Origin of the sequence: Bradyrhizobium sp. 613_E4_N2_2 (assembly GCF_052075995.1) — a bacterium.
GTDB lineage: Bacteria > Pseudomonadota > Alphaproteobacteria > Rhizobiales > Xanthobacteraceae > Bradyrhizobium > Bradyrhizobium barranii.
The window spans coordinates 3,242,471-3,260,653 of record NZ_CP197234.1; the positions used below are offsets into that span (position 1 = coordinate 3,242,471).

14 protein-coding genes and 3 pseudogenes are annotated in these 18,183 nt (G+C 65.0%); 8 read left to right on the top strand and 9 right to left on the bottom strand.

Going from position 1 to position 18,183, the window contains the following annotated elements:
- Positions 1–231 precede the first annotated feature (231 nt).
- Entirely contained in the window at positions 232–1,344 is a 1,113-nt protein-coding gene (locus AB7290_RS15230) for a SecDF P1 head subdomain-containing protein (RefSeq protein ID WP_085404313.1), read from the bottom strand.
- Positions 1,345–1,591: 247 nt separating this feature from the next.
- On the opposite strand from AB7290_RS15230, the gene AB7290_RS15235 reads away from it, so the two are divergent.
- Together AB7290_RS15235 and AB7290_RS15240 are read left to right on the top strand one after the other, a co-directional pair.
- Positions 1,592–3,499: an acyl-CoA synthetase gene (locus AB7290_RS15235; protein ID WP_085404314.1), complete on the top strand. Its 1,908-nt coding sequence runs from the start codon at positions 1,592–1,594 to the stop codon at positions 3,497–3,499.
- Positions 3,500–3,570: 71 nt separating this feature from the next.
- Positions 3,571–4,896, top strand: a complete 1,326-nt coding sequence (locus AB7290_RS15240) for an LVIVD repeat-containing protein (protein WP_085404315.1) — start codon at positions 3,571–3,573, stop codon at positions 4,894–4,896.
- 69 nt (positions 4,897–4,965) lie between these two features.
- On the opposite strand, the gene AB7290_RS15245 is transcribed toward AB7290_RS15240, so the two are convergent.
- Positions 4,966–5,610 carry an extracellular solute-binding protein gene (locus tag AB7290_RS15245; protein ID WP_441253478.1) on the bottom strand — a complete coding sequence of 215 codons (645 nt, stop codon included), beginning with the start codon at positions 5,608–5,610 and terminating at the stop codon, positions 4,966–4,968.
- A 50-nt stretch (positions 5,611–5,660) separates the two neighbouring features.
- Positions 5,661–6,356, bottom strand: a pseudogene (locus AB7290_RS15250) (extracellular solute-binding protein); the annotation flags it as partial.
- Between the two features lie 187 nt (positions 6,357–6,543).
- On the opposite strand from AB7290_RS15250, the pseudogene AB7290_RS15255 reads away from it, so the two are divergent.
- Positions 6,544–7,005 (top strand): annotated as a pseudogene (locus tag AB7290_RS15255) (CHASE3 domain-containing protein); the annotation flags it as partial.
- Positions 7,006–7,101: 96 nt separating this feature from the next.
- Positions 7,102–8,397 (top strand): annotated as a pseudogene (locus AB7290_RS15260) (sensor histidine kinase); the annotation flags it as partial.
- Between the two features lie 66 nt (positions 8,398–8,463).
- On the opposite strand, the gene AB7290_RS15265 reads toward AB7290_RS15260, so the two are convergent.
- The gene (locus AB7290_RS15265; RefSeq protein WP_085404318.1) at positions 8,464–9,636 is read right to left on the bottom strand and encodes a M20 aminoacylase family protein; all 1,173 of its coding nucleotides are present in this window, start codon (positions 9,634–9,636) and stop codon (positions 8,464–8,466) included.
- A 118-nt stretch (positions 9,637–9,754) separates the two neighbouring features.
- Positions 9,755–11,062 carry an adenylosuccinate lyase gene (gene purB, locus AB7290_RS15270; protein WP_014494164.1) on the bottom strand — a complete coding sequence of 436 codons (1,308 nt, stop codon included), beginning with the start codon at positions 11,060–11,062 and terminating at the stop codon, positions 9,755–9,757.
- 561 nt (positions 11,063–11,623) lie between these two features.
- On the opposite strand from purB, the gene AB7290_RS15275 reads away from it, so the two are divergent.
- Entirely contained in the window at positions 11,624–12,211 is a 588-nt protein-coding gene (locus AB7290_RS15275) for a TetR family transcriptional regulator (protein ID WP_028158450.1), read from the top strand.
- Between the two features lie 36 nt (positions 12,212–12,247).
- Here AB7290_RS15275 and AB7290_RS15280 read toward each other — a convergent pair whose 3' ends face one another.
- From AB7290_RS15280 to AB7290_RS15295, 4 genes are all read right to left on the bottom strand, one after another.
- Complete coding sequence (locus tag AB7290_RS15280; protein WP_071912433.1) at positions 12,248–12,538, bottom strand: hypothetical protein; 291 nt, start codon at positions 12,536–12,538, stop codon at positions 12,248–12,250.
- Positions 12,539–12,640: 102 nt separating this feature from the next.
- Complete coding sequence (locus tag AB7290_RS15285) at positions 12,641–13,672, bottom strand: MBL fold metallo-hydrolase (RefSeq protein ID WP_085404319.1); 1,032 nt, start codon at positions 13,670–13,672, stop codon at positions 12,641–12,643.
- Between the two features lie 218 nt (positions 13,673–13,890).
- Positions 13,891–14,541, bottom strand: coding sequence for a response regulator (locus AB7290_RS15290; RefSeq protein ID WP_014494168.1), 651 nt, complete (start codon positions 14,539–14,541; stop codon positions 13,891–13,893).
- 7 nt (positions 14,542–14,548) lie between these two features.
- Positions 14,549–15,919, bottom strand: a complete 1,371-nt coding sequence (locus AB7290_RS15295) for a sensor histidine kinase (protein WP_354076281.1) — start codon at positions 15,917–15,919, stop codon at positions 14,549–14,551.
- A 199-nt stretch (positions 15,920–16,118) separates the two neighbouring features.
- Here AB7290_RS15295 and AB7290_RS15300 point away from each other — a divergent pair, with 199 nt between their 5' ends.
- From AB7290_RS15300 to AB7290_RS15310, 3 genes are read left to right on the top strand one after another with little or no spacing between them, the layout of a single operon-like run.
- Complete coding sequence (locus AB7290_RS15300; RefSeq protein ID WP_028147463.1) at positions 16,119–16,889, top strand: MotA/TolQ/ExbB proton channel family protein; 771 nt, start codon at positions 16,119–16,121, stop codon at positions 16,887–16,889.
- The gene (locus tag AB7290_RS15305) at positions 16,886–17,572 is read left to right on the top strand and encodes a hypothetical protein (protein WP_028147462.1); all 687 of its coding nucleotides are present in this window, start codon (positions 16,886–16,888) and stop codon (positions 17,570–17,572) included. The genes AB7290_RS15300 and AB7290_RS15305 overlap by 4 nt, the downstream gene beginning before the upstream one ends.
- On the top strand, positions 17,565–18,170 hold the full coding sequence (locus AB7290_RS15310) for a hypothetical protein (protein WP_085404321.1): 606 nt from the start codon (positions 17,565–17,567) through the stop codon (positions 18,168–18,170). Before AB7290_RS15305 ends, AB7290_RS15310 begins: the two co-directional genes overlap by 8 nt.
- Positions 18,171–18,183: the final 13 nt, after the last annotated feature.

Genomic DNA, 18,183 nt, shown 5'->3' on the forward strand with positions numbered 1-18,183 from the left:
CTGGTCGGTATGCTCGACACGTATAGCCGAAATCGAATGACGACCGCTTGAAATGAAGCCTTCGGCCGCCATGCCGCAAGAGGCAAATTTTAGCCTGATCGGGCGTTTCGGCAATTGCCCGTTGGTTGTGCGCATGGCCGTGGCGCGCCCGTGATTCGGGGCCCCGGGGGCGCGGGCTTTGGCGTCATGGACCGTGGCGCCCGACGGGGCGGGGCGCAGGGCGACCGGCCCTTACGGCTTGGCGGCGGGCTGCACGACCTGCTGCTCGACGAGGTCGAGGTGCCCCGGCAGCGAACCGGCGCGCAGCAGCATCGCGACGCTATTGGCTTCCTCCAGGGTGAAATTGCCGGAGATCTGGCCCGAGCCGCCGGTGATGGGCTCGCGGATCACGGGGGCGGAGATCACCTTTCCGTCGAGCACGATGGCGAAGGGCCTTCCGATGTTCTCTTCGGTGACGTGGGCAAAGCGTCGCGTGCCGCGGCCGTTGAAGCGGAACGAGGCGATCGGGTCTTTCGTGCCGCTGGCAAATCCCGGGCCGGCATAGCTGATGTCGTCGCCGTCGAGTGCGCTGTCCCTGGCGACCAGGTAATGGCGCTCGTCCTTGAAGCCGGGCAGGACTTCGGTGCCCGTGGGCGGCGTGCCGAATTGCGCCTGCTCCGCGGGCATCGAGACGTCGATCAGGCGGAAGCTGACCTTGACCTTCCTGGCGAAGACCGCGGTCACGCGGGCGGGCTCCATCATGCCCGGGATGAAAATGCGGATGCGATCCGTGCCATCCGGCAGGACGCTGGCGAGGTTGATGCCGGCATCCTTGAGGCGCTGCTCGATCATGGCGATGGAATCTTCGACGAGATCGCGCAGCCGGGCCGCGGATGCGGCATCGGTCGGCGCGAGCCTGACCAGTCCGTCGCCGCTATCGGTCACCTTGAGCGCATGCGATGGCAATCCCTCCGCGGCCGACGCGAGCTTGCGTGCGAGCTGTTCGCGGCCCTTGGCATCCGCGATCTTCACATCGACGCCGGCGTCGCGGATCGCAAGACCGGCAAAGGCGATCTTGCCCTCGCGCAGGGTCTTGTAGACATCGTCGCGCAAATCCGTGACGACGCTCTCGCGCAAGCCGTCGGTATCGACCTTGTAGACGATGCGCGAGCCGCCCAGCTTCTCCATCTTGTCGGCGACGAAGGCGGCGATCCTGGCACGCATCCTGTCGAACTGGCCGTCCTCGGCGCGCGCCGCGCGCGGCAGGACGATCGCCGAAGTCATGATCGCTGAAGTCATGATCGCCGAGGTCACGGCGAGCGCGACAATCAGCCGTGTGACGCGGTCCCGCGGGGGCGTGGTCATGATTTCCTCAAGTCTTGCGGCAGGACGCTGGCAGGGGAGTCCGATGCATGTTCTTGGTCCCCCGATCGGGCGGGGAGGTTCAATGGCCTCGAAGACGAGTGCTACGGCCGTAGCCGTTCGGCCATGGACGAACGCTCAATCATCCATCATTCTGTCCGCGTTCGACCGGCCATCGGCCGAGGCCTCGCCGACCAAAATGTCAAAAGACAGGGGGCGGGGAAATGCATCTGAGGGAGGACGGAATTCCATGGCGGGCATCCACGCGCTCGATCGGTTCATCGGCAACGACTATCCGGACTTCGCGACGGACGCAGAGGTCCGGGCGTTCGAGCAGGTCGCCTACGCCGATCGCGTCGCGGCCGAAAGCACCTATGACGCCATCAGGCTCGGTGCGGCGCGCAACCCCGACGGTGCGGCGATCCAGTTCCTGCAAAACGCCGATCCGGCCGATACGCCTGTGATGGTCACCTATCGCGATTTCGTCGCGCGCGTCACGCAGGCGGCCAACATGTTTCACGCGCTCGGCGTCGAGAAGGGCGACGTCGTCAGCTTCATGCTGCCGCTGGTGCCCGACGCCTTCGTGACGCTGTTCGGCGCCGAGGCCGCGTGCATCGCCAATCCCGTCAATCCGCTGCTCGAGCCGCACCAGATCGCGGAGATCCTTGAGGCCGCGAACACCAAGGTTCTGGTTGCGCTCGGGCCGATGCCGGGCACCGACATCTGGCAGAAGGTCGAGCAGATCCGCCCGCAGCTGAAACATCTCAAGGCGGTCGTGCAGGTGTTCGGCGGAGGCAATCCGGACAAGGGCATCTTCGCCTTCAACGACCTGATCAAGCAGCAGCCGTCCGACCGGCTTATCAGCGGGCGCAAGATTCCGGGTGGCGACATCGCGGCCTATTTCCACACCGGCGGCACCACCGGCACGCCGAAGCTCGTGCGGCACACCCACGCCAATCAGGTCTATCAGGCCTGGGCGCTCAATCTGCTGCTGAAGTCGAAGCCCGGCGCCAACATGCTGTTCGGCATGCCGCTATTCCATGTCGGAGGATCGCTGACGCAGGTGCTGCTGACGCTGTCCGCCGGCGGCTCATTGGTCGTGCTGTCGCCGAGCGGCTGGCGCAACCCGAATTCGGTGAAGAACATCTGGGGGCTGGTGGAGCGCTTCAAGCCCGAGGCGCTGTCGAGCGTGCCGACGGTGCTGGCGGCCACGCTTGCGGTGCCGCCAGGCAATGCGGACATCTCCAGCCTGAAATATGCCGCCGGCGGCGGCTCGGCGATTCCCGTCGCCGTCGGCTCGGCGATCCAGGAGAAGCTGAAGCTGCCGGTGGTCGAGGTCTACGGCATGACCGAGACCTCGAGCGTGCACACGCTTGCTTATCCCAGCCGGCCGATCCGGCTCGGCTCGGTCGGCCTTCCCATGCCTTACGCGCGCGTGCGCATCGTGCAGCTCGATGCCGACGGCCGCCTGATCCGCGACTGCGCGGCCGACGAGATTGGCGTCGTCATCATGGCCGGGCCCGGCGTGTTCGGCGGCTATCTCAACGACGAGCACAACAAGGGCGCGTTCGTCGACGATGTCTGGGTCAACTCCGGCGACCTCGGACGTCTCGATGCCGACGGCTACCTCTGGATCACCGGCCGCGCCAAGGATCTCGTGATCCGCGGCGGCCACAATATCGATCCGGCGCCGATCGAAGAGATCATGTTTCGCCATCCCGCCGTCGGCTTCGCCGCCGTGGTTGGCCAGCCCGACGCTTATGCGGGCGAGCTGCCGGTCGGTTATGTGCAGCTGAAGCCGGGCGCCAAGGTCGAGCCGGGCGAGCTGGAAGCCTGGGTGCGCGAACGCACGCCGGAGCGCGCGGCCGTTCCGGTGCAGGTCATTCCGATCGATCCGATGCCGGTGACCGGCGTGGGCAAGGTGTTCAAGCCACAGCTGCGCTGGGATGCCGCGCAGCGCGTGTTCGCCAAGGTGCTGTCGCCGCTCACTGAGCGCGGCATCGACTGCAAGGTGAAGGTCGGCGCGCATGGCAGCCACGGCTCGATCGCCACTGTGACGCTCGCGGGCCTGCCGGCAGACCAGCGCGAACTCGTCGCTGGCGAGGTGCACACGCTGCTCGATCCGTTCGTGATGCGGCACGAGGTGGTGCAGGCGTAGGTAAGGGCACGCGAGGCTTGCGCGCCTCGCCGCGAGCGCGCATCATCCTCTCAAAAAATGGGGGGAAGCCGATGCCTGAACTCTCTCGCCGCCGTCACCTTCAACAATTGTCGGCCGTGTTCGGATCCGCTGCGCTGTCCGGATTGTCACGGCCGGTATGGGCGTCAGAGCCGGACATTCCGCCGGAGGGCATCGGCAAGGGCATCAAGCATATCTCGTACAGCGATGTCGGCGGCCGGCCCGACACCGTGCAGGTGATGTTCAACCGGCAGCACGTCTATGTCGGACACATGTTCAGCGACGGCGTGACGATCCTGGACGCATCCGATCCGCGCGCACTGAAACCGGTCAATTTCTTCACTGCCGGGCAATACACCCGCACCCACCATCTGCAGGTGGCGGAAGACCTGCTGCTGCTTGCGAACGGCGCCAACATCGTCGCGATGCAGTCCTACGACAGCATGCGCGGCTATTTCGAGAATTCGCTCGCCGACAGCATCACCAAGGCCAAGAAATTCCGCTCCGGCCTGTCGATCCACGACATCTCGAAACCGGGCGAGATGCGCGAGGTCGCGTTCCTCGAAATGCCGGGCTTCGGCATCAACCGGCTGTGGTGGCCCGGCGGCCGCTATGCCTATGTGTCGGCGCATTTCGACGGCTTCACCGACCACATCCTTTGCGTGGTCGATCTCAAGACCATCACCAAGCCGGAGATCGTCGCGAAATGGTGGCTGCCGGGCATGAACCGCGCGGCCGGCGAGCCGGCGACGCCCAAGGGTAAGCGCTTTGCGCTGCATCACATGATCACGGCGGGCGATCGCGGCTATGCCGCCTGGCGCGACGGCGGCTTCACCATCCACGACATCGGCGATCCCGCCAATCCGAAGCTGCTCTCGCACATCAACTGGTCGCCGCCCTTCGCCGGCGGCACGCATACGCCGCTGCCGCTGCCCAAGCGCCAGCTCGCCATCGTCGCGGATGAAGCCAATGCGGATCAATGCGCCAAGGGGCTGTTTCACACATTCGTGCTTGACGTGCGCGCGCCGCAAAATCCGGTGCCGATCGCGACGCTGCCGACGCCACGCGATCGCGACTTCTGTGCGAAGGGCACCTTCGGTCCGCATAATCTGCATGAGAACCGCCCCGGCTCCTTCCAGAGCGAGGAGACGATTTTCGCGACCTACAACAATGCCGGCGTCAGGGTGTTTGACGTCAGGGATCAGTTTGCGCCGAAGGAGATCGCGTATTGGGTGCCGCCGGTACCGAAAAAACTCGTCGACCCCCGCCCGAACGTCGCGCTCGCAGCCAAGACCTGCGATTCCTATGTGCGGCCCGACGGGCTGATGTTCGTCTCCGACTGGAACGCCGGCATGCACGTGCTGCAATATCAGGGGTAATCGCCGCGCAGCGGGAGTCGGCGACTTGTCCGCCGTGGCCACCTCTTCCGATCGGGCGACGCCTCGCCGCTACCCGCGGATCGCCGCATTGGCCCTTTCGGCCGCGCCCGTCATCGCATCCTTGGCCGATTTCGCCCCGTTGACCACTTCATTCACGCCGATCATGAAGGCGTCCAGGATCAGTCTCGATTGCGGATGGAAAAGAATCGCCTTGGCGCGGTCGACGTCGGCATTCTGCAAATTGATCAGCGCCGCCTCGGCGGCCTGCGGACCGAACGCCTTCCTGAAGCCCTCGCTCGACCAGGCCGAGACGCGTGTCGTCGCCAGCCCTGCTGCAGCAGTCTGCAGCGAGGTCGCCTTGCCCGTCGCCCAGAGCAGGAACAGGAAAGCCGCGCGCTTGTTTCGCGATTTGGAATTGATGCACGCCTGCCAGTGCGACATGAAGGGGACGGGGCCGCGACCGGCGAGATGCGGAAAGGTTGCAAACCCGGCCTGCTTGGCGACACGGCTTTTCGCTGGATTGGAAATGTCGGTCGCGAAGTTGCTGCTGTCGATCGCCATGGCCGTCCGCCCCTGCAGGAAGTCGTCCAGCACGTGGTACCATTCGTAGCTGCCGACGCCGGCAGGCCCGGCCTGACCGAGCAACTGTCCGTACATCTCGACGGCCGCGATCCCCTCCGGGCTCGCGAAAACGACCCTGTTGTGCTCGACCATGGCCCACCGTAGGAGAACAGGAAGCCCATGGCTGGCGGGGAGGAATTGCCGCTCGCCTGGGCCCGCATCGCGATCCCCGACATCCCGTTGCTCTTGACCGCCTTGGCGGTGACAAGCAGCTCGTCGAAAGTCTGGGGTACCGGCTGGTCCTTGGCTGCCAGCGCATCGCTGTTGATGAACAGGGTCGTCGCCTCTGAGGTAATCGGGACCGCGTACCGTTCGCCGTCCGACCACAGCGGGAAGGCGCGGGCCGTCTTGAGCAGGTCGCTCTCGTCATACCAGGCGGGGTCGGTCAGCGACTTCATAGAATAATAGCCGTTCAGTGGCTCCACCCATCCGTTCGTGATGCCCTGGCCATAGGTCGTGAACATGAAGACGTCGGGCGTGCTACTGCCGCGAGCGAGCCTGATCGGCAGCGCGCCGAGGTAGGTGGTTTCCAGCTGGAAATCGATGGTGACGTTGATGCCGGTGAGGATGGTGAACTCCGGCAACAGCGGCGCGATCGCGTTCGACCACGGATGGATCGCACCCGAAAGTGCGATCGTCTGTCCCGCAAATTGCTTCCAGTCGATCGCGGCGTTGGCGTTAGCCGCAGCGGAATCCTCGGCAAAGCCCCATCGCGGCAGCGCGGTCAGGCCCGCGCCAGCCGCCCCCAGTCCCTTGATGAAACTGCGGCGGCTCGCCGGATGGCTCAACGAGTTTTCACCCTGTGCCATGATGATGCTCCTTGAATCAACCAAGGGCATTCATCCATAGCACACGCACGGTGCCGCAGTCCTGCGACATCACGGCCCGACCTCTGGCGTATCCGATGAATGTCGGGTTCCCGACCTCCTTATCCGTGCTATTGTTTATCCGTGCTATTGTCCCATCATGCTCTGGCGTCGGCACCAGAACACGCGCGGTCACACGAGCATCGAAGACCCACGGCCAATGTCCGTTCCTGTTCGGGCCCTGCCTCTGCGATGGTTTGCTCGTCCGCTGATCCTTGCGGTCGCAGTGCTTGTGACCCTGTTTGCCGCGACCAGCTTCCTCGGCCTGCAATATTGGCAGGAGCGGCAAGCAGCTCATCACTTCATCGAGCATAGCCGCCAGGTCCTCGAAACGCTTGATCGGCTGCGGGCGATCGTCGCGGAACTGGAGACTGAAAGGCGCGGGTATCTCATGACCCTCGACCCCGCCTATCTCAAGGCCTACGGCGTCTCTGACGAAAGCGTACGGCGCGAGGCTCAGGCGCTGCAGATGTTGGTGGCGGATGATCCGATGCAGGGCCTTCGGGCCGGACATCTGGCGCTGACCGTTACAGCCACGCTGCGCGAGATCGACGAGCTGCTGAAGACGGCCGGCACGTCCGGGCTGGCCGCGCTGGCAATGATCCGCAGCATGGACGAGATCCGCTCGCAAATCGACCAGATGGTGGATCACGAGCGCTTTCGGCTCGCCGGCCGGGAGGCGCGCGCAGAAGCATTCGAGCAACGCTGGACCTGGCTGATCGCCGGCGCCGTTGTCCTCGTCGTCGCGCTGGCCGCAGCAGCGCTGGCGCTCGCGCGGCTCGAAGCGAAACGGCGGCGGGAGGCGACCGAGGAGAACATCCAGCTCCAGAGTGATCTTGCAGCACGGGATATCAAGATCAGGCGCCTGTTCGATGCCAACATCATCGGCATCATCATCTGGGAAGTCGAGGGGCGCATTCTCGAGGCCAACGATGCCTTCCTGCGCATCGTGGGATACGACCGGGAAGATCTCGCCGCAGGGCGCCTGCATCGGACCGACCTCACGCCGCCGGAATGGCGCGACCGCGACTTGCATACCGTGGCGGAACTGAAGCGGATCGGGACGGCCCAGCCATTCGAGAAGGAGTATGTGCGGAAGGACGGAAGCCGTGTTCCGGTGCTGATCGGCGGGACCATGTTCGGAGAAGGTACGGATCATGGCGTCGGCTTTGTCCTTGATCTGACGGCTCTCAAGCGGGCGGAAGCCGAAGGCCGCGAACACGAGCGGCGCTACCGTGAAGCGCTGATGGAGCTCGCGCACGCCAATCGCGTCACCACGATGGGACAGCTAACCGCTTCGATCGCCCATGAAGTCAACCAGCCGATCGCCGCGATCGTGGCGAACGCCGAGGCCGGGCTGAATTGGCTGGAGGCGCGACCGCCAAACCTGGAGCGGGTTCGACAGACCCTCGACTGGATCACCGGTGATGGTATGCGAGCCGGCGACATCATCGGCCGGATCCGGGCGCTCATCAGGAACGCGCCCCCGCAAAAAGAGACCCTGGAGATCAACCCGGCGGTGCTTGAGGTCATCGCGCTGACACGCAGCGAAGCGTTCAAGAACGGCGTCTCGGTGCGAATGCAATTTGCCGAGGGCTTGCCGCCGATTCAGGCCGACCGGGTTCAAGTTCAGCAAGTGGTGCTCAACCTGATCGTCAACGCGATCGAGGCGATGGCCGCGGTCGGCGAGGGGGGACGGGAGTTGCTGATCAGCACCGGTCGGGATGCATCCGACGGCGTCCACGTCACCTTGCGGGATTCCGGTCCGGGGCTGGATCCGAAGAACGTGGATCGCCTGTTCGAAGCCTTCTACACCACCAAGCCCACCGGCATGGGGATGGGTCTCGCCATCTGCCGCTCGATCATCGAGGCGCATGGCGGGCGGATGTGGGCCGGCGCAAACGAACCGCGGGGCGCCTTCTTCCAGTTCACCCTGCCTCTCGCCTCAGACGAGAACGCATCTCGCCTGCTGGAGACGGAAGAGCCAACGGGGCAACGCTCTGCGGCTCGATGACGGGCTCCGCGTGGCGTGGCCCTTTGGCGGCAATGTCGCCCGGGCCACGGCTGCCGCGAAGCGGCGCTAACCCGCCGGCATCCGCGTCTCCACCAGGCGCGCCCAGTAGGAGGCGCCGTGGCCGAGGATGTTGTCGTTGAAGACATAGGCCGGGTGATGGCACTCGTTGCCGTCGCCCATGCCGACCAGGATCATCGCGCCGGGACGTGCTTCCAGCATGAACGAGAAGTCCTCGGCGCCCATCATCGGGATGAACTTGTCGTTGACACGCTCGGCACCGACGATGTCGCGGGCGACGTCGGCGGCAAGGCCGGCCTCGCGCGCATGGTTCATCGTCACCGGATACATCCGCGTATACTTGGTCTCGGCCGAGCCGCCATAGGCGCGGGCGACGCTTTCGGCGACCTCGCCGATGCGGCGCTCGACGAGATCGCGCACTTCAGGATCGAGCGTGCGGACGGTGCCGCCGAGCTCGGCGACTTCAGGGATGATGTTGAAGGCCGTGCCGGAGTGGAATTGCGTGATCGAGATGACGGCGGACTTCAGCGGATCGACGTTGCGCGCGACGATTGACTGCAGCGCGTTGACGATCTGCGAGCCGATCAGCACGCTGTCGACGGATTTGTGCGGACCGGCGCCGGCGTGGCCGCCCTTGCCGTGGACGGTGATCTGGATGTTGTCGGACGAGGCCAGCATCGCGCCGGGCGTGGTCGCGAAATGGCCCTCGGGCAGGCCCGGCATGTTGTGCATGCCGTAGACCTCCTGGATGTTCCAGCGCGTCATCAAGCCGTCCTCGACCATCGCCTTGCCGCCGCCGCCGCCTTCTTCCGCAGGCTGGAAGATCATGATCGCGGTGCCGTCGAAATTGCGCGTCTCGGCGAGATATTTGGCGGCACCGAGCAGCATGGCGGTGTGGCCGTCATGGCCGCAGGCGTGCATCTTGCCGGGAACCTTGGAGGCGTAGGCGACGCCCGACGTCTCCATGATCGGCAGCGCGTCCATGTCGGCACGCAGCCCGATGGTCTTGCCGGAGGCCGACTTGCGGCCGCGGATCACGCCGACGACACCGGTCCGGCCGATGCCCGTCACCACCTCGTCGCAGCCGAATTCGCGCAAGCGATCGGCGACGATGCCGGCGGTGCGATGGACCTCGTAGAGCAGCTCCGGGTTCTCATGGAAGTCATGGCGCCAGGCGGCCATTTCGTCGGAGAGGGCGGCAACGCGGTTGACGATGGGCATGAGGGGATCCGTTTCTTGTTCGTGGGGTGGGTCAGCGTAGCGTAACCCACCGCCGTGTCACGAGGAATGGTGGGTGATGCCTGCGGCTAACCACCCTACAGTTTCGACGGACGCGCGCTCAGCTCTCGCCGAACACGCGCTTGAAGATCGTGTCGACATGCTTGAGGTGATAGCCGAGGTCGAACTGCTCCTCGATCTCGGCGTCGGTGAGATACTTCTTCACTTCAGTGTCCTTCTTCAGGAGCTGGAGGAAGTCGCCTTCGCCGCGCCAGACCGGCATCGCGTTGCGCTGCACCAGCTTGTAGGCGTCCTCGCGGCTTGCGCCCTTCTGGGTCAGCGCCAGCAGCACGCGCTGCGAATGCACGAGGCCGCCGAGGCGGTCGAGGTTCTTCTGCATGTTGGCGGGGTACACCAGCAGCTTGTCGATCAGGCCGGCGAGGCGCACCAGCGCGAAGTCGAGCGTCACGGTGGCATCCGGGCCCATCATGCGCTCGGCGGAGGAGTGCGAGATGTCGCGCTCGTGCCAGAGCACGACATTCTCCAGCGCCGGCGTCACATAGGCGCGCACCATGCGGGAGAGGCCGGTGAGGTTTTCCGACAGCACCGGGTTGCGCTTGTGCGGCATCGCCGACGAACCCTTCTGCCCTTCGGAGAAGAACTCTTCGGCCTCCAGCACCTCGGTGCGCTGCATGTGGCGGATCTCCACCGCGATACGCTCGACCGAGGAGGCGATCACGCCAAGCGTCGAGAAATACATCGCGTGGCGGTCGCGCGGGATGACCTGAGTGGAGATCGGCTCGGGGACGAGGCCCATCGCCTTGGCGACGTGCTCTTCGACGCGCGGGTCGATCTGCGCGAAGGTGCCGACGGCGCCGGAGATGGCGCAGGTCGCAACTTCCTTGCGCGCCGCGATCAGGCGCTCCTTGGCGCGCGAGAATTCGGCATAGGCATAAGCGAGCTTGAGGCCGAAGGTCACAGGCTCGGCGTGGATGCCGTGGCTGCGGCCGATGGTCGGCGTCATCTTGTGCTCGAAGGCGCGCTTCTTGAGTGCGGCCAGCACCTTGTCGAGATCGGCGAGCAGGAGGTCGGCGGCGCGGGTGAGCTGGACGTTGAGGCAGGTGTCGAGCACGTCGGAGGAGGTCATGCCCTGGTGCACGAAGCGCGCTTCGGGGCCGACGATTTCGGCAAGGTGGGTCAGGAAGGCGATGACGTCGTGCTTGGTCTCGCGCTCGATCTCATCGATGCGGGCGACGTCGAAAGTGGCGTCCTTGGCCTTGGCCCAGACCGTCTTCGCGGCCTCCTTGGGGATCGTTCCGAGCTCGGCGAGGGCGTCCGCCGCGTGCGCCTCGATCTCGAACCAGATCTTGAACCGGGTCTGCGGCTCCCAGATCGAGGCCATTTCCGGGCGGGTATAGCGGGGGATCATCAGACTGCTCCAGGAAGGTGGGCGGGCGGCCCAAGGGGGCGGCGACCGGCCAAAATGCTTTTTACGCCGTGATTTAGCAGAGCGGGCAGGGCGAAACAAACGATCTGGACCCCGGTCGAGGGGGATCGGCGAGCTATCCACCGCCCCCCGTAGCCCAAGCAGAGGCGACGCCGCTCGCAAAAATTAACTGTCAATCACGGATCATTGACTGACAGATATTGAAATCTGTCAGCGAGACGTGTATATCCGTTCTCGGACGCTCCGATTGGGCGTCCCGCGGTGACCCGCCCGGGGAGCCCGAGGTCCGAAACACTTGCGGATCGCGGGACATAAGGAGGTGGGGACCGTGGACGAATGGAGACTTAAGACAATGACGACCGAAATCATCAACTTCACCGGAACGATTGGGCATTGGCTCAATTTACTGGTTGCGCGCCAGATCGCGGCGCAGGCTGCAAAACTGCCTCATTAAGGCGAGAGCTTTCCGAAACGACCGGCACGGGCGCTTCGGAAGCAGCTCCATCGCCGGGTAACTGAGCCCTCAACGGGAATGGTGCTGGCATGAATGAAGCCGTGATCTTGACGCCGGAGCGGATCCTCGAAGTCACCGAGGACGTTCTGCGGCGTTACGGACTTGCCAAGGCCACCGTGGTTGACGTTGCCCGTGCGCTCGATGTGAGCCACGGCAGCGTCTATCGCCATTTCCCGAGCAAGGCCTCGCTGCGCGAGGCTGTCGCCAAGCGCTGGCTGGATCGCATCGACGCGCCGTTGCTGGCGATCGCCGAGGAGCAGGGGCCGGCGCCGGCGCGACTCGACCGCTGGCTGCGCACGCTGTTCGCCGCCAAGCGCTCGCGCGTGCTCGACGATCCCGAGATGTTCGACACCTATCTGACGCTGGCGCGCGAGGCTTGCGCCGCCGTCAAGTGCCACAAGGACACCATGATCGACCAGATCGCGTCGATCCTGACCGACGGCGTGAAGCAGGGCGTGTTCGAGGTGGGCGACGTCAAGGCCACCGCCCGCGCCATCTTCGATGCCACCGTCCGCTTCCACCACCCGGCACATGCCGACGAGTGGAAGGACGCCGATCTGCCCGCTCGTGTCGATGCGACCCTGGCGCTGGTGCTGCGCGGGTTGAAGGCGGCCTAGACCGACACGGTCCCGCCAAAGCGTGTAACGGTCGATTCAGCCTTTCGCCTTGTGCAAAAGGGCCTCCTCGCGAAGGGCAGGCGAGTGGGTCGATTGCCTTCCGTTGGCGGATGGGACTACCGGCGGGCTCTCCGGATATGTGTTCACCGCGATTTCGACAGCGTCCTTCGACCGCTTCCGAATGCGGTAGAATGTAAGCTCCTGATCGAGTGCGGGGCAGCGGAAGTGGACGACGGCCGTATCTGGCAAGCGGCAGAGTTCGTCGATGAGCTCGCCCACGGTGAGGAGCGGAGGATCGACGACCGTTCGGTGCATGGCCTTACTCATGGCGCAACTCCTTCACTCTGCTGCTAACCAAAGCGCGACGGTGTCGGTTCCATTCCGCTCGCCTCAAGCGCTGGATAAAGGCGCGAACTGCGCGCCGCCGCGCTAGAGCGCGGATCCCGACCGCAGGCCGCGCGACCGCAAGATGCCGAACGGGTCTTCACGCCCGGCCAGTTTCCGATATGTCGCAAGGTCGTCAAGCGTCGGACCTTCTCCGCGTCGGACGTTCCCACTCGTTCCAACCGGAATCGACGTGCCGAGGCCGGCATAGAGATAGCTGTCGCCGAACGCCTTCTTGAGCGCGGCAAAAGTCGGCTCACCGGTGCAATGCCCCGGTGCTACGGCGTCGACCTTGAACCTGTCCTTCAGAGCGGTAACGACTTTCGCGATTGTCTCGTCAGGCGCCACGACCAGATGAAATCCGCCGGCGATGAGATGAATCCTGGGATTGATACCGGTCGCCGCTTCGACAATGCGCTCGATCCCGGGGTGCGAACAACCGACCAGAAGGACTACGCCTTCTGCGGTGTTGACGGCCAGAGACAGCTCCTTGAGCTCTCTTGTCCCGGGCGCGTCGGAGATCAGCGAAATCAGCGTGATGCCGGGAGCAATCTCGGTCGTCTGATCGATCAGTTCGAAGTTTGCGTTGGCCCATGCCGAGCCGAACTTCATCACCGCTGGGGGCTTGCCTCCGTAGTACCGCATCTCCGGCGGCAAGGCCTCGTCTTTCCGGAAGAAGCCGGAAGGCAACGAAGAGCCATAGATGCCAAATCCTTCCTTCGGCGCGTAGATCTTGACGGTCGGATTGACGCTTAGGACGTAGGACAAACCCGCCATATGATCGGAGTGGCGGTGCGAAAGAACGACAAAGTCGAGGTTCGAGAGGTTGACACCCCTGGCCTTCACGTTTGCCGCGAAGATTTCGGCGTCGTTACCCGTGTCGAACAAGATGCGTTTTCCCGCGACTTCGACAAGGGCGGAAAAACCCCAGTCCTTTGTCATCGCGTCATTTGTGCCGAAGGCGTCATAAAGAATGGTGATCTGGTCTTTCGCGTCGGCTGCTGCGATCTCGGTGGTTCCGGTCGCGAAAACGTTGAAGGCGATCAGTGCGGCAAGAAGACTGTCCCTGATGTTCATGGAAGCGTCTCCTGTTGTCATGCAAAACATACAACGGGAACGAGGGCGGCTTCGAAAGAGCCGGGAGGCTCGCGTCAAGATCGGAGCCCAACAGACATCCACCGGCGGTCTCGTGCCGGATGCCGTGGCTGCGATCGAGCCTAGCACAATCCGAGAGCGACTGGAGACCTTCGTTGGGGCGGCCGGCCGGAACCAGATAGGCGTCCAGCCGCCAAGCTCTAGATCCTCGTCAGCCCGCAGCTCGCTGCCAGCCGCACGAGTTGCGCGTCGGTGCGCGCGCCGGTCTTGGTCTTGATCAAATAGTGATAGTTCTGCACCGTCTTGACGCTGAGATTGAGATGAGCAGCAATCTGCTCAGTCGTCGCGCCGCCGGCGAATTGGCGCAGGATCTCGATCTCGCGCTCACCCAGTTGGTCCAGCGCCGAGCCCGCCGACAGGCTGTCCTCGGCCAAAATGTGCGCGATGTCGTCGCTCATGGCGCGCTCGCCGCGCGCAACGCTGCGGATCGCGGTGACGACCGCGGAGGGTTCGCTGCTCTTGGTGACGAAGCCGCTGGCGCCGGCGCTGAAGGCGGCTTTCACCAGCACGGCCTCGTTGTGCATGGTGAAGACGAGGATGCGCGCCCGCGGGCTGCGCGCGCGGATGTTGCGGATCGCCTCCAGCCCGCTCGCGCCGGGCATCGAGATATCCAGCAAGACGACATCAGGGTCGTGCGCCTTGAAGGCGCCGTAGGCGTCCGCGGCATTGTCGGCTTCCGCCACGACATGGAGATCGCCCTGGCTCTCCAGCACGCGTCGGTAGCCTTGCCGCACGATCGGATGATCGTCGACCAGCAGCACGGAGATGCCTGTTGCCGCAACATCGCTCATGTCGGCCTCACGCTGCGAGCGGGATGGTGGCGGCGACGCTGAGGCCTCCTCGCGCAGGCAGGATCGAGAGCGATCCGCCGGCCGCCGCGACCCGCTCGCGGATGCCGGTGAGGCCGAAGCCGGCCGACTGCGCCACGCGTGCGGCATCGCCACCGCCGTCGTCCTCGACACGGATCAGCAACGCGTCTTCGTCACCGGCGCGCCGCTCGATGCGCAGGGAGATTTCGCGCGCCGAGCTGTGGCGCAGTGCGTTGGTCAGGCATTCCTGCGCCACGCGATAGGCGGTGGTGGCGGCCGGACCGCTGATGTCGGTGAGGTCGCCCCTGAGATCGAGCCGGATGGTCGGCTGCGCTGCGCTTTGCGAGCGCCAGCTGTCCACCAAATTGACCAGGCTGGCCTCGAGCCCAAGCTCCTCGGGCAGGGGATTGCGCAGGCGTTTGAGCGCATCGCGCAGCGAGGCCATCAGATGATGGGTGGCCTGCGAGATCATGCGCGCGTCCTGCGCGATTGCGTTATCCTTGCTCTCCTTCGCGCTGGCCGTCTCGATCGTGTTGGCGAAGGCGAGGATGGCGGAGAGATTTTGGCCGAACTCGTCGTGCAGCTCGCGGGCGAGCGCGCGGCGTTCGTCGTCACGGATCTCGATCAGCCGCCTTGTCAGCGCCGCGCGCTGTTCGGTGGCTTCCTCCAGCCGGCCGCCGAGTTCGCCGACGGCGCTGCCGATCATCGCCAGCTCCATGGAGCGGAAGCGCGGCAGTTTCGTGCGATACTGGCCCCGCGCCATGCGCTGGAGCGCGGCGACGATGGTGCGCGCCGGCGCCAGCGCGTGCGCGATGGCAAGCGACGCCAAGAGCGCGATCGCCGCCGCCATCAGAAGCGCGACATCGACCACGTTGAGGAGATACTCCCAGGCAAGCGAGATGGCCGCTGCGGCGTCCGGCGTCGCGACGACCGTTCCGGCGGCTGCCGCGCGGGGACTGACGGGCCTTATCACTTCGGCGTGGCTGCCGAGGAAGATGGGCACGATCGCGGTGAACCAGTGCGGCGGCGTCTTGCCTAGCCCCACGCTCTGGCCGCAGAGCGGCCTTTCGAATGCGATAGCCGGCTGGAACTCGACGCAGACGCCGGGCGAGATCAGCTTCATCGTCTCCAGGGTGCGCCACTCGGGAACCGGCAAGAGCTGCTCGCGCGTTCTGCTGCTGCGCAACAAGAACTCGTGCCAGTACAGCGCCTGAAGCGCCTGTGCGACCCGCTGCGCCGAGGCCGCGGTCGCCCGGTCGACGCTGCGATAGGCGTCGAACGTAGCCCAGACGGTCGCAGCGCCAAGGCAGAGCGCGACGATGAGAAGCAGACGGGCGACAAGCTGAAGCACGAGGCGCATGCGATCACCCTCAACGTTTGGTAAGGTCAGCCTAACAACGCCGCCGCGCCTTGCCAATTGCGGGGTTTGGGCCGGATTGCAGCTCGGGCAAATTTCCCAAGCCGGATTGGGCATGGCTCTTTGGACCGCGCGCGGCGGCTTTGATCTAATCGGGGTGGAATCGTTGCAGGCCACCCCTGCAAGCCAGGAGCAGTGCAGCATGAGTTCGATGACGATTGGACCGATCGCGGGGTCTGCTGCCGACCCATCCGAGCGCAGCGCGCTGCTGTTCTGGATGATCTTCACTGGGTTGTCGATCTTCGCCGTCGTGCTGCTGTGGCGCTTCGGCCTGATCCGCCTGATGCTGACCTCGGACCGCACCTACATTTCCAGCGTGATCGCGCTGCTCTATGTCCTTACCTGCGGCCACTGCTTCCTGCGGACACGGGCGATCGCCCGTGAAGGCGCGGCGGCGCGGCGGTGCCGGGCGGTGCTCGCGGCGCCCGGGGGCAGCAAGGTGCTCGACGGCAGCGCGGCCGCGCTGCCACGCGGGCTGGTGCGGGACCACATCGAGAGCCTCGTGACGAAAGCGTCCGCGCAGGACTACCGGGCGGTCGACCAGACGCTGCTGCTGCGAACGCTGGCCGACCGGCTGCGCGGCTCCAACGGCTTCGGTGCCTTTGTCTCGGACACGCTGATGAAGCTCGGCCTGCTCGGCACCATCATCGGCTTCATCATCATGCTGGCGCCGATCGCGGGGCTGGATGCCGCCGACAAGGTCGCGATGCGTTCCTCGATGGGGCTGATGAGCGACGGCATGGCGGTCGCGATGTACACGACGCTCGCAGGCCTCGTCGGCTCGATCCTGGTCCGCATCCAGTATTACATGCTGGATGCCGCGACCCAGCGGGTGTTCTCGGATGCTGTGGTGTTGACCGAGACCTATGTGACGCCGGTGCTGGAGCGCAAAGGCGCTGGAACCGCGTCATGATGGATGACTTTGGTCTCTATCCACGCGAGGAGCCGTTCGATCCGCTGGGCGTGATGCTGTTCAAGGCGCTCCAGGTGATCGCGTTCCTGTTCTTCCTGGCACTGCTCGCGGTGTCTCCCGATGCGAAGGACGGCAAGATCGACTCCAAGGCCGAGTTCATGATCACGCTGGACTGGCCGGACAGCCATCCAGACGATCTCGACCTGTTCGTGCAGGATCCCGCCGGCAACATCGCCTGGTATCGCCACCGCGAAGCCGGCTTCCTCACGCTCGATCGCGACGACCGGGGCGGGGCCAACGACTTCATCATGGTCAACGGCAAGAAGATCGCCTCGCCGATCCGCGAGGAGATCGTCACCGTGCGCGGCATCCTCGCCGGCGAATACACCGTCAACGTCTCACATTTCGTGGCGACGACCGGCGAACCGGTCCAGGCCAATGTGAAGGTGCAGAAGCTCAATCCGACCGCGCAGGTGGTCTTCGACAACAAATTCACGCTCGATCACACCGGCGACGAGAAGACCGCGGTGCGGTTCCGGCTCGATGCCGAGGGCAAGGTCGTCAATGTGGATCAGCGGCCGAAATCGCTGCTGGAGACGTTCCGCAGCAGTTGGCGCAACGGCGCCGATCTCGACCCGAGGACCGGTGTGAGCAAGAACGCTGTGAGGGTGCGCCGTGACTAGCCTGCAGACGGTCATCCTCACGCTGTCGGTCGCCTACGCCGTCATCGGCGCGCTGCTGCTGGTCGTGCTGGTCTATGCGCGGCTGCACTGGTCGTTCAAGGCGGTCGCAGTGGTCGTGACCAGCGCCTTCTATGTCGTCAGCTTCACCGAGATGCGCGGGCTGCTGGGCTGGGCCAGTTCCGAACGGCTGCCGGCGACCTTCAAGCTGCTGAAGGCCCGCATCGTCGAGCCGCATTCGCTGGAAGGCGATCCCGGCTCGATCTATCTCTGGGTCGAGCAGCTGGATGACGACAATCGCCCGAGCGGCATCCCGCGCGCCTTTCGTGTGCCCTACAATGACAGGCTGGCCGACAAGACCCATGCGGCGGAGAACGAGATCGCGCTGGGACATCCGCAAGGCGGCCGCGCCGCCGATTTCGGCGGCGGCGATGGCAGCCTGATCGACATGGTCCGGGAATATGTGACGCCCAAGACCATTCTGGAGACCAGCGGCGGCGATTCCTCGACCGGCGAATTCCTGGCACCACCCGCCGGCGCGCAAGGCGCGGTGTTCACCCCGATTCCGCCGCCGCGGATGCCGCCGAAGGACGAGCAATAGGCTCTTCACCATC